The sequence below is a fragment of the Streptococcus sp. 53 genome, from assembly GCF_013276565.1.
Taxonomy (GTDB): domain Bacteria; phylum Bacillota; class Bacilli; order Lactobacillales; family Streptococcaceae; genus Streptococcus.
On sequence record NZ_VMLG01000023.1, the window covers coordinates 68,045 to 81,538 of the forward strand.

Below are 13,494 nucleotides of genomic sequence, written 5' to 3' on the forward strand. Positions count from 1 at the left end.
AGTTAAGAAAAGAGGAAAGAATGAAAATCAATAAAAAATATGTCGCAGGTTCAGTGGCAGTTCTTGCCCTAAGTGTTTGTTCCTATGAACTTGGTCGGTATCAGGCTGGTCAGGCTAAGAAAGAGTCTAATCGAGTTGCTTATATAGATGGTGATCAGGCTGGTCAAAAGGCAGAAAATTTGACACCAGATGAAGTCAGTAAGAGAGAGGGAATCAACGCCGAACAAATTGTTATCAAGATTACGGATCAAGGTTATGTGACCTCTCATGGAGACCATTATCATTACTATAATGGTAAGGTTCCTTATGATGCTATCATCAGTGAAGAACTTCTCATGAAAGATCCTAATTATCAGTTGAAGGATGCAGACATTGTCAATGAAATCAAGGGTGGCTATGTCATTAAGGTAGACGGGAAATACTATGTTTACCTTAAAGATGCGGCCCATGCGGACAATATTCGGACAAAAGAAGAGATTAAACGTCAGAAGCAGGAACACAGTCATAATCATAATTCAAGTACAGATAATGCTGTTGCTGCAGCCAGAGCCCAAGGACGCTATACAACGGATGATGGTTATATCTTTAATGCCTCTGATATTATAGAAGATACGGGTGATGCTTATATTGTTCCTCATGGCAATCACTTCCACTATATTCCTAAGAGTGATTTGTCTGCTAGTGAATTAGCTGCTGCCCAAGCCTTCTTATCTGGAAAAGGCGGTCAATTAAGTACGGTTGCATATCGTTCTAGCAGGGGAGAAACAAGATCTAGTGTGAGAACGAGTCAATCTGAGACACCTCAAAATCCTGCAACAGATTCTGAAAGTCAAAGTGAGGACTTAGCTAGTCTCCTTCAAGAATTGTACGCTTTGCCACTTAGCCAACGTCATGTGGAGTCTGATGGATTAGTATTTGACCCAGCACAGATTATAAAACGTACAGCCAATGGTGTGGCAGTTCCTCACGGGGATCATTTCCATTTCATTCCTTATTCGCAAATGTCTGCTTTGGAAGAAAAATTGGCTCGAAATCTACCAATTGGAGGTCAGCCAGTTCAAAAGCATTCTGATAATACGAAACCAAGCAGTACAGATAAACCAAGTTCAACCATTACACCAAACTTTAATCTCAATACGCAAGCACCGAATCGAGCAACTGGAGGCGCCTATACAACGGATGATGGGTATGTCTTTAGTCCGACAGATGTGATTGAAGATACAGGAGACGCTTTTATTGTACCGCATGGCAATCATTTCCACTATATACCAAAAGGCGCTTTGTCTGCAGGGGAATTGGCTGCAGCCCAAGCCTATTGGAATGGGAAGCAGGGGTCTCGTCCTTCTTCAAGTTTTAGTCATAATGCAAATCCAGCTCAACCAAGCTTGTCAGAGAACCACAATCTAACTGTCACTCCAACTTATCATCAGAATCAAGGGGAAGATATTTCAAGCCTTTTACGTGAATTGTATGCCAAACCTTTGTCAGAACGACATGTGGAATCGGATGGCTTGGTATTCGACCCAGCACAAATAACAGATCGTACAGCAAATGGTGTTGCTGTGCCTCACGGAAATCATTATCACTTTATCCCTTATTCACAAATGTCTGATTTAGAGCAGAAGATTGCAAGAATGATTCTGTTAAAAGGGCAAAATGGTGCAGTCGTGCCAGGAATGCATTATTTGAAACCAGCACCAAAACCACAAGCTCAACCGTCAACTGAGAAAAAACAAACTAATTTTGCAGTAGAACAGGTTGTTAGAAAAGTTGGAAAAGGATATGTTGTGGAAATTGCTGGTGTCAGTCACTATGTTTTTGCTAAAGACTTGGCTAAGGATAAGATTGATGCTATTGAAAATCTCTTGTCTAAGAAAACTCAAGAGACACATGCTCTAGTTGCGAAGAAAGAAAACGTCTCTTCTCGTGACAAAGAATTTTATGATAAAGCTTATAATCTGTTAACCCAGGCTCATAAAGCCTTGTCTGAAAATAAGGGGCGTGCTGTTGATTTCCAAGCCTTAGACAAATTAGCAGAACGCTTGAATAATGAATCTTCTAATAATAAAGTAAAATTGGTAGATGATTTATTGGCATTTCTAGCACCGATTACCCACCCAGAACGCCTTGGCAAACCAAATGCTCAAATTGCCTATACAAACGATGAAATTAAATTAGCGAAATTAGCAGGTAAATATACAACCTCAGATGGCTACATTTTTGACGAACATGATATTGAAAGTGATGCAGGAAATGCCTACGTCACTCCACACTTGAACCATAGCCACTGGATTAAAAAAGACAGCTTATCTGAAGCTGAAAGGGCAGCAGCTCAGGCTTATGCTAAAGAAAAAGGCTTACAAGCTCCAAATTCTACTGAAGCAAAACCAGAGGCAACAGGGACAGAAGCTATCTATAACCGCGTAACAGCTGAGAACAAGGTACCATTAGAAAAAATACCAAATCATTTACAGTATACTGTAGCTGTACAGAATGGTTACTTTATAATTCCTCACTTTGATCACTATCATAATCTTAAGTTTGCATGGTTTGACGAAGGACTCTATAAGGCACCTGAGGGTTATACCTTAGAAGATTTATTTGCGACTGTAAAATACTACGTTGAACATCCGGACCAACGTCCTCATTCAGATAATGGTTGGGGGAATGCTAGCGACCATGTTCGTAAAAATAAGGCAGACCAAGACGGTAAACCTGATGAAAATAAGGAACATGATGAAGTAAGTGAGCCAACTCGCCCTGAATCTGATGAAGAAGAGAATCACGCAGCTTTAAATCCTTCAGCAGATAATCTTTATAAACCGAGCACTGATGAAGACGAGACAGAGGAAGAAGCTGAAGATACTACAGAAGAGCCAGAAGTCCATCAAGTAGAGACTGCAAAAGTAGAAGCTAAACTCAAAGAAGTAGAAGCTTTACTTGATAAAGTAACGGATGCTAGTCTGAAAGCTACTGCGACTGAAACCCTGGCTAGTTTACGAGGTAACTTGAGCCTGCAAACCATGGATAATAATGACATCATGACAGAGGCAGAAAAATTACTTGCTTTGTTAAAAGGTAGTGAGTCAGTTACGACGAAACCAGAAGCATAAGTTTATACTATAAATCAAAATGATGTAAGAGTCAGTAGTAATACTGGCTTTTATTTGTCTCGCTCCGTAAGGTGCAGGACAAATAAACCACCCGATTTTTTGGGGTCTTGATTTCATTATAGATTGTCTGGTTTCAATTTTTAGATATCGCTCCAAAACAAATATTTATTAAACCATTCTATTCTTTACCTTGAAGAGTAGGATGGTCTTTTTCTCAAGAATTTTATCCTTTATAAGTTTACTATTTTGTGATATTTGTCTGGCGTAAGAGCAGCCAACAACTGATTACCATAGAATTTTAATTAGTAGCTGACTAGTCCTTGTGTTATCTTGCTATATCGTGTAGAAATATTTCTATGTACGAGGTTCTAATTCTTATATTTTTGACAATAATATAAGAAAATAGTATACTAAATAGACAGTCATTGATTGTAGTGATAACGGTTAGGAGAAAATAGTGTTAAAACGTATTTTAAATATAGCATTAGCTTATGTCGGTGTTGTTATTGGTGCTGGATTATCTTCGGGCCAAGATTTAATGCAATACTTTGTTAGTTTTGGTAAATGGGGTATCGTTGGAACGATTGTTCTTGGAATCATAAGTATTATTTTTGGTAAAATTATCATTACCTTAGGAAGCTATTTCCGTTCAAATGATCATTTTGAAGTTCTTTCCCAAATTGCCGGGCCTATTACTAATAAGATTCTTGATTTTGCTTTAATTGTTTCCTGCTTTGTAATTGGTTTTGTTATGATTGCTGGGGCTGGTTCAAACCTTAACCAACAATTTGGTTTGCCATTTTGGTTGGGAGGATTGATTTGTGCTATCTTGGTCATTATTGTCAGTTTTCTTAATTTTGAAAAGATTACCAGCGTTCTTGGGATATTTACTCCTTTGGTCTTTGTCATGATTATCATTATGGCAGTCCATACGTTCGTAGGGAAAAGTTTTGATTTTGAAGAATTAGAAGCAATCACAGCTACACTTTCTTCTCCGATGCCCAATGTATGGGTTTCTTTACTAAATTATTTCGCACTAACTGTTATGACTGGTGTATCCATGGCATTTGTATTAGGAGGTTCTGTCATGAGAATTGGTGTTGCGGAAAAAAGTGGTCTCTTAGGTGGACTTGTAGTTAGTTTGATTATTACCGTAGCAACTGGTATTTTATACGCCAATATAAAACTTGTTTCAACTGTTGATATTCCTATGTTAACCATTGCGGAGCAAATTCATCCTCTATTTTCTTTACTGTATGCTCTAATTATTTTTGGACTCATTTTTAATACAGCTTTCAGTTTATTTTATGCCTTGGCAAAACGTTTCTCTTCAAACAAACCTAAGCGCTTTTACCCTATTCTAATTGCTACGGTCGCTATAGGATATGGTTTATCTTTTATGGGATTTAAAGAATTAGTCTCCATTATGTATCCTCTTTTAGGTTATGTCGGTTGTCTAATGCTGGTCATTTTAGCAGTGGCATGGATAAAAGAAAGAGGAAACATCAAAGGGGAAAAATCTTTAAGACGAAAGATGATTCGATTGATAACTAAAAAATATGACGATGAACAAGAATATACTATTAGAGATAAGGCGACATTTCACCAACTTGGTGAAGATTCTATTATAGATACTAAAAGTATCAAAAGTGATATCAAGGATTTGGTGAAAGAACAGTTTGTTGATGATGATGCAAAACATGATGGAAGCGTCTTATCTTAAATGATAATAAAGTTGGAGAAAAATCTTAACAAACAGGAAAGCGCATCTTATCAAGTGCTCCAAACACTTGATAAGATGCCTTTTATTGTAATACTAGATACTTCAGATTCTCCTAAAATTAAGTTTTTGCTATGCTTAGCTGTGCCTGCCTCTGAAGTATTTTCATTTTCAGATTAGTAGACAATAAACATTAACTCGTCTATCTGCTAGTAGCTAGTCAGACAAAGACTGACTTATATATGGGGAAAATCTTCTTTCAAGTGAGTTTTATCTTTATCCGGAACTAGAAAATAGCAATAATATCTACGAACTATATTCCATCGTGTGGAGGAGAGAGACTAATTTGGATGATTAAGAATAACCTACTATTAAAAAATAGATCATTTTTTAATATGAGATAAAAACCGATATTAAAAGCAATTTATTTCTATTTTTTAACATTTCATTGTATAATAGCAATATACGCAAATGTCATGTGTCATCAGGTTAATACTCTTAGAAAATCTTTTTAAACCACGTCAGGCTAATATACAGACTCAAAACAGTGTTGTGAGTAGCCTACAGCTAGTTCCCTAGTTTACGCTTTGATTTTCATCGAGAATAACCTTTCTATTTCAATTTTAAGGAGAAAATACAGAGTGAAAAAAATAATGCTAATTATCAATCCAACTTCTGGAGGAGAAAAAGCTTTAGATTACAAAGAGAAGCTGGAGAATAAAGCAAGAGAGTATTTTGATGATGTGGAAACTAAAATTACTCAAAAAGCCAAAGATGCTACAAATTTCGCAGAAGAAGCTGCTAGAGAAAGATATGAATCAATTCTAGTTTTTGGTGGAGATGGTACAGTCAATGAAGTCATTTCAGGGATTGCTGAAAGGGACTATATTCCTAAACTGGGAATTATACCAGGTGGTACTGGTAACCTGATTACAAAACTTTTAGAAATCAATCAAGATATTGACGGAGCTATTGAAGAACTAGATTTCAATTTAACTGATAAGATTGATATCGGAAAAGCAAATGGTCACTATTTTGGATATATCTTTAGTATCGGGTCTCTCCCTGAAGCCATTCATAATGTTGAAATTGAAGATAAAACGAAATTTGGTATCTTGGCTTATGCAGTTAATACCATGAAGTCCGTCATGACAGATCAAGTCTTTAACATTAAAGTCGAAACCGAAAATGGAAATTACCTTGGGGAAGCAAGTCATGTTTTAGTACTTCTAACAAATTATTTTGCCGATAAAAAAATCTTTGAAGAAAACAAGGATGGATATGCAAATATTCTAATTTTGAAAGATGCTTCCATATTTTCTAAATTATCTTTGATTCCGGATTTGTTAAAAGGAGATCTTGTAGAGAATGAAAATATTGAATATATAAAAGCGCGTACTATTAAAATTTCTTCTGATATCGAATTAGAGTCCGATGTTGATGGCGATAAATCAGATAATCTACCAGTCGACATCAAGGTACTAGGACAAAACATTGAAGTGTATTCCGTACCTAAGAAACAATCATAAAACTCAAAGCCTTGTTACCGAGGCTTTTTTATTATGTGATTTTCAGTAGCCAGATTTATTCTATCTAATACAAGTAAAGCTAAGTATTTAAGATTTAGTAGATGATGGAGAAAAGAAAGGATGGCCTAAATATTTTAACAGATTTACGAGGCTAATCATGGTATAATAAAAGGTAATGAAAAATTCCAACGAGGCTGAGATGAAATTACTTTATACTGATATTCGGACTTCTTTGACTGAAATTCTAACCAGAGAGGCGGAAGAGCTAGTTGCTGCTGGCAAGCGGGTCTTCTACATCGCTCCCAACTCTCTTTCTTTTGAAAAGGAACGCGCCGTGCTGGAATGCTTGTTCCAGCAGGCTTCTTTTGCGATTACCGTCACGCGCTTTGCTCAGATGGCTCGTTACCTGATTTTGAATGATTCGCCTGCCAAGACCAGTCTTGATGATATTGGTCTTGGGATGGCCTTTTATAAGTGTCTTGCGGCACTCGATCCCAAGGATTTACGTGTTTATGGTGCGATTAAGCAGGATCCTCAATTTATCCAGCAGTTGATTGAGCTTTACCACGAGATGACCAAAGCTCAGATGAGTTTTTTGGACTTGGAGAGTTTGAGGGATGAGGACAAGAGGGCCGATTTACTCTTGATTTTTGAGAAAGTAACGGCCTATCTTAACCAAGGGCAGTTAGCTCAGGGAAGTCAGTTATCCCATTTGATTGAGGCTATTGAGAATGACAAAGTTAGTAGTGATTTTACTCAAATCGCCTTGGTTATTGATGGATTTACCCGTTTTTCTGCCGAAGAAGATCGAATTGTGGACTTACTTCACGGTAAGGGTGTTGAGATTGTTATTGGGGCTTATGCTAGTAAGAAAGCTTATACCAGCCCATTCGCTGAAGGCAATCTTTATCAAGCCAGTGTGGAGTTTCTCCATCATTTAGCTGCTAAATACCAAACACCTGCCCAGGATTATTCTCAAACTCATGAGCAGATGGATAGTTTTGATAAGGCCTCTCGTTTGTTGGAGTCTTCTTATGACTTTTCAGAACTCACTTTGGAGGTCGATGAGAAAGACCGTGAAAACTTACAAATCTGGTCTTGTTTAACACAAAAAGAAGAGTTGGAATTGGTAGCCCGTAGTATTCGTCAGAAATTGCACGAGAACTCAAATTTGAGTTACAAGCATTTTCGTATTCTCTTGGGGGATGTAGCTTCTTACCAGTTATCGCTGAAAACCATTTTTGACCAGTATCAGATTCCTTTCTATCTTGGTAGAAGCGAATCCATGGCGCACCACCCTTTGACACAGTTTGTAGAGTCTATTTTGGCTTTAAAACGCTATCGTTTCCGTCAGGAGGATTTGATTAACCTTCTCAGAACAGGTCTATATACCGACCTCAGTCAGGCTGATATTGACTCATTTGAGCAATATATCCGCTATCTTGGTATCAATGGCATGCTAGCCTTTCAGCAAACATTTACCAAATCCCACCACGGAAAATTTGATTTGGAACGTTTGAATGCCCTTCGTCTGCGAGTTTTGGCGCCACTTGAAACCTTATTTGCCAGCCGAAAACAGAAGGCTGAAAACCTCCTACAAAAATGGAATGTCTTTCTAAAAGAAGGAGCTGTGACCAAGCAGTTACAAGTTTTGACAGCCACTATGGAAGCTCTTGAACAGGAAAGACAAGCCGAAGTTTGGAAGGCATTCTGCCATGTTTTAGAACAATTTGCGACCGTTTTTGCTGGTTCGCAGGTTAGTCTAGAGGACTTTCTAGCCTTGCTCCACTCTGGAATGAGTTTATCTCAGTATCGCACCATTCCAGCGACAGTGGACACTGTTCTGGTACAGAGTTACGATTTGATTGCCCCCTTAACGGCTGACTTTGTCTATGCCATTGGGCTGACTCAGGACAATTTACCAAAAATTGCGCAAAACACCAGTCTTTTGACAGACGAAGAAAGACAGAGACTAAACCAAGCGACAGAAGATGGGGCACAATTGCTGATTGCCAGCAGTGAAAACCTCAAGAAAAATCGCTATACTATGCTTTCCTTGGTCAATTCTGCCCGTAAGCAGTTGGTTTTGTCGGCTCCAAGCCTTTTTAATGAAAGCGAAAGCAAAGAATCTGCCTATCTTCAAGAGCTGGTCCATTTTGGATTTAGTCGGAGAGAGAAGAGGATGAATCACAAAGGGCTGTCTAAGGAGGATATGGGCTCATATCACAGTCTTTTATCTAGCCTAGTTGTCTATCACCAGCAGGATGAGATGAGTGAGACTGGGCAAGATTTGACATTTATTAAGGTTCTGGCGCGTGTCATGGGTAAAAAACTAGACCAGCAAGGTCTGGAAAATCCTGCCCTCCCAACCAGTCCAAGCAGTAAGCCCTTGACCAAGGACACCTTGCAAGCTCTCTATCCAACTGATCAGGAGTTTTACCTGTCTACCTCCGGTTTGACGGAGTTTTACCGCAATGAATACAGTTATTTCCTACGTTATGTCTTAGGCTTACAGGAGGAATTACGTTTGCGTCCTGATGCCCGCAGTCACGGAAATTTCTTACACCGCATTTTTGAACGTGCCTTGCAGTTTCCTGACGAAGATTCCTTTGACCAACGTTTAGAACAAGCTATTAAAGAAACCAGTCAAGAACGCGAATTTGAAGCAATTTATCAGGAAAGTTTGGAAGCCCAGTTTACCAAGGAAGTTCTGCTTGATGTTGCACGGACGACTGGGCATATTCTCCGACACAATCCATCAATCGAGACTATTAAAGAGGAAGCAAATTTTGGCGGCAAAGACCAAGCTTTTATTCAATTGGACAATGGTCGCAGTGTCTTTGTACGAGGTAAGGTTGACCGTATTGACCGTTTGAAAGCTGATGGGGCGATAGGAGTGGTAGACTACAAGTCTAGTCTAACTCAGTTCCAGTTTCCTCATTTCTTTAATGGACTCAATTCCCAGTTGCCAACCTATCTAGCTGCCTTAAAAAGAGAAGGAGAGAACAACTTTTTTGGTGCTATGTACTTGGAAATGGCTGAGCCCGTCCAATCTCTGATGGCCGTTAAAAATCTAGCAGGTGCAGTAGTAGAAGCCAGCAAGTCAATGAAATACCAAGGCCTCTTTTTAGAAAAAGAAAGCAGTCATTTGGGCGAATTTTATAACAAAAACAAGGCTAATCAGCTGACGGATGAGGAATTCCAGCTCCTACTGGACTACAATGCCTGTCTTTACAAGAAAGCTGCTGAGAAGATTTTAGCAGGCCAGTTCGCCATTAACCCTTATACCGAAAATGGCAGAAGTATTGCACCGTATGTTCAACAACATCAAGCCATCACAGGATTTGAAGCCAATTACCACTTGGGCCAAGCCCGTTTTCTAGAAAAGTTGGACTTAACTGATGGCAAGCGTCTGGTTGGAGAAAAACTCAAGCAAGCTTGGTTTGAAAAAATAAGAGAGGAGTTGAATCGATGAAGCCTATTCCCTTTTTAACTGAGGAGGAAATTCAAAACTTGCAAGAAGCAGAAGTAAATTCGAGCAAGGAACAAAAGAAAACTGCCGAGCAAATCGAAGCTATCTACACTTCTGGTCAGAATATCCTGGTTTCAGCATCGGCTGGTTCTGGGAAAACCTTTGTTATGGCAGAGCGCATTCTGGACCAATTGGCGCGTGGTGTGGAAATCAGTCAACTCTTCATCTCGACCTTTACCGTCAAGGCTGCTACAGAGCTTAAGGAACGTTTGGAGAAAAAAATCAGCCAACAAATCCAAGAAAGCAGCGATGTTGACCTCAAACAACACTTGGGACGCCAGTTGGCAGACCTACCAAATGCTGCCATCGGAACCATGGACTCTTTCACACAAAAATTCCTTGGCAAACATGGCTATCTGATTGATATTGCACCTAATTTCCGTATTTTACAAAACCAAAGCGAGCAACTTCTTCTAAAAAACGAAGTCTTTCATGATGTCTTTGAAGCCCATTATCAAGGTAAACAGAAAGAGATCTTTAGTCATTTGCTGAAAAATTTTGCTGGACGTGGCAAAGATGAACGGGGGCTACGCCAGCAGGTCTATAAAATCTATGACTTTCTTCAATCCACTAGCAATCCTCAGAAATGGCTGAGTGAATCTTTCCTCAAAGGCTTTGAAAAAGCTGATTTTACCAGTGAAAAAGAAAAACTAACTGAGAAAATCAAACAGGCGCTTTGGGACTTGGAAAGTTTCTTCCGTTACCATCTGGATAATGATGCCAAGGAGTTTCCAAAGGCTGCTTATCTAGAAAATGTTAAGTTGATTCTAGACGAAATTAGCTCCTTGAATCAGGAGTCCGATAGTCAGGCTTATCAAGCAGTGCTTGCGCGTGTTGTCGCAATTTCAAAAGAGAAAAATGGTCGGGCTCTGACGAATGCCAGTCGTAAGGCTGATTTGAAGCCACTGGTCGATGCCTACAATGAAGAGAGAAAGGCCCAGTTTACTAAACTAGGACAACTAGCAGACCAGATAACGATCCTCGACTATCAAGAACGTTATCATGGAGACACATGGGAACTAGCTAAGACTTTCCAAACCTTCATGAGTGATTTTGTAGAGGCTTATCGTCAGCGTAAACGCCAGGAAAATACCTTTGAATTCGCTGATATTAGCCATTACACCATTGAGATTTTAGAGAAATTCCCGCAAGTCCGTGAGGCTTATCAGGAGCGCTTCCATGAAGTCATGGTCGATGAGTATCAGGATACCAACCACATTCAAGAACGGATGTTGGAATTGCTGTCTAATGGCCACAATCGCTTTATGGTGGGAGATATCAAGCAGTCTATCTACCGTTTCCGTCAGGCAGATCCGCAGATTTTCAATGAGAAGTTCCAACGCTATGCGCAAAATCCAAAAGAGGGCAAGCTCATTCTCCTCAAAGAAAATTTCCGTAGTAGTTCAGAAGTGCTATCAGCAACCAATGATGTTTTTGAACGCCTTATGGACCAAGAGGTCGGCGAAATCAACTATGATAACATGCACCAGCTTGTTTTTGCCAATACCAAACTGACTCCTAATCCAGACAACAAGGCAGAATTTCTCATCTACGATAAGGACGACACAAGTGAGGAAGAAGAGGGGCAGGCAGAAACGAAACTAACAGGCGAAATGCGCCTGGTTATCAAGGAGATTCTTAAACTCCATCAGGAGAAAGGTGTTGCCTTTAAAGAAATTGCTCTTCTGACCTCCAGCCGCAGTCGTAATGACCAGATTCTTCTCGCTTTGTCAGAGTACGGGATTCCTGTCAAAACCGACGGAGAGCAAAACAATTATCTCCAATCCCTAGAAGTGCAAGTTATGCTAGACACCCTCCGTGTCATTCACAATCCCCTGCAAGACTATGCCTTGGTTGCCCTTATGAAGTCTCCAATGTTTGGCTTTGATGAGGACGAGTTAGCACGTTTGTCCCTTCAGAAAGCAGAGGATAAAGTCCACGAAAATCTCTATGAGAAACTGGTCAATGCACAAAAAATGGCAAGTAGTCAAAAAGGCTTGATTCACACAGCTCTAGCTGAGAAACTAAATCAATTCATGGATATCTTGGCTTCTTGGCGCTTGTATGCCAAAACCCACTCCCTCTATGACTTGATTTGGAAGATTTACAATGACCGTTTTTATTATGACTATGTTGGGGCTTTGCCAAATGGGCCTGCTAGACAGACCAATCTCTATGCCCTAGCTTTGAGAGCAGATCAATTTGAAAAGAGCAACTTCAAAGGCTTGTCACGTTTTATTGGTATGATTAACCAAGTCTTAGAAGCCCAGCACGATCTTGCGAGCGTGGCTGTCGCACCGCCCAAGGATGCAGTAGAGCTCATGACCATTCACAAGAGTAAAGGACTGGAGTTTCCTTACGTCTTTATCCTCAATATGGATCAAGATTTCAACAAGCAAGACAGCATGTCAGAAGTCATTCTCAGTCGTAAAAATGGACTAGGTGTCAAGTATATTGCCAAGATAGATACAGGAGCAGTGGAAGATCACTATCCTAAAACCATCAAACTCTCCATTCCTAGCCTGACCTATAGGCAGAATGAAGAAGAATTACAGCTAGCAAGCTATTCAGAGCAGATGCGCCTTCTTTATGTTGCCATGACACGGGCTGAGAAAAAGCTCTATCTTGTCGGTAAGGGATCTCGTGAAAAGCTGGAAGCAAAGGAATACCCAGCAGCTAAAAATGGAAAACTAAATAGTACTACTAGACTCCAAGCCAAGAATTTCCAAGATTGGATTTGGGCTATCAGCAAAGTATTTGCCAAGGATTATCTCAACTTTAGCTATCGTTTTGTTGGAGAAGATCAGTTGACCAGAGAAGCTATCGGTCAGTTGGAAACCAAGAGTCTTCTCCAAGATCGATCCCAAGCAGACAATCGTCAGTCTGAAACCATCAAAGAAGCTCTTGAAATGCTAAAAGAGGTGGAAGTTTATAATACTCTTCACCGCGCAGCCATTGAACTGCCTAGCGTTCAAACTCCAAGTCAAATCAAGAAATTCTACGAACCAGTTATGGATATGGAAGGTGTTGAGATTGCAGGTCAAGGCCAGTCAGTAGACAAGAAAATCAGCTTTGATTTGCCAGATTTTTCAACCAAAGAAAAGGTAACAGGAGCTGAGATTGGTAGTGCTACCCACGAACTCATGCAGAGAATTGACCTCAGCCAGAAACCAACCCTTGCTAGCCTGACAGAAACTCTTAAACAAGTTCAAACCAGCCCAGCTGTCAGAGACAAGATCAATCTTGCTAAAATTCTTGCATTCTTTGACACAGCACTCGGTCAGGAAATTCTCGCCAATACCGACAATCTCTACCGCGAGCAACCTTTCTCCATGCTCAAACATGACCAAAAGAGTCAGGAAGACTTCGTTGTACGTGGAATCTTGGACGGCTATCTGCTTTATGAGGACAGAATTATTCTGTTCGACTATAAGACAGACCGCTATGATGAACCAAGTCAACTCATAGACCGCTATCGTGGTCAGCTAGCCCTATACGGAGAGGCTTTATCTCGAGCCTATTCGATTGAAAATATTGAAAAATACTTGATTTTACTAGGTAAAGACGAGGTTCAAGTTGTAAAAGTATAATATAGAAAGG

Annotated in this window: 5 protein-coding genes; all 5 read left to right on the top strand. The window is 39.8% G+C overall.

Features of this window, described 5'->3' with window-relative positions; genetic code table 11:
• Positions 1–20 precede the first annotated feature (20 nt).
• Positions 21–3,113, top strand: a complete 3,093-nt coding sequence (locus HT722_RS07720; RefSeq protein WP_173278465.1) for a pneumococcal-type histidine triad protein — start codon at positions 21–23, stop codon at positions 3,111–3,113.
• A gap of 457 nt (positions 3,114–3,570) precedes the next feature.
• Positions 3,571–4,836 (top strand): hypothetical protein, encoded by a 1,266-nt coding sequence (locus HT722_RS07725; RefSeq protein ID WP_173278467.1) that lies wholly within the window; start codon positions 3,571–3,573, stop codon positions 4,834–4,836.
• A 638-nt stretch (positions 4,837–5,474) separates the two neighbouring features.
• Positions 5,475–6,362, top strand: coding sequence for a YegS/Rv2252/BmrU family lipid kinase (locus tag HT722_RS07730; protein WP_173278469.1), 888 nt, complete (start codon positions 5,475–5,477; stop codon positions 6,360–6,362).
• A gap of 199 nt (positions 6,363–6,561) precedes the next feature.
• On the top strand, positions 6,562–9,837 hold the full coding sequence (rexB, locus tag HT722_RS07735) for an ATP-dependent nuclease subunit B (protein WP_173278471.1): 3,276 nt from the start codon (positions 6,562–6,564) through the stop codon (positions 9,835–9,837).
• A complete protein-coding gene (gene addA, locus HT722_RS07740) occupies positions 9,834–13,484 on the top strand; it encodes a helicase-exonuclease AddAB subunit AddA (protein ID WP_173278473.1) in 3,651 nt (1,216 codons plus the stop codon). Before rexB ends, addA begins: the two co-directional genes overlap by 4 nt.
• Positions 13,485–13,494 lie beyond the last annotated feature (10 nt).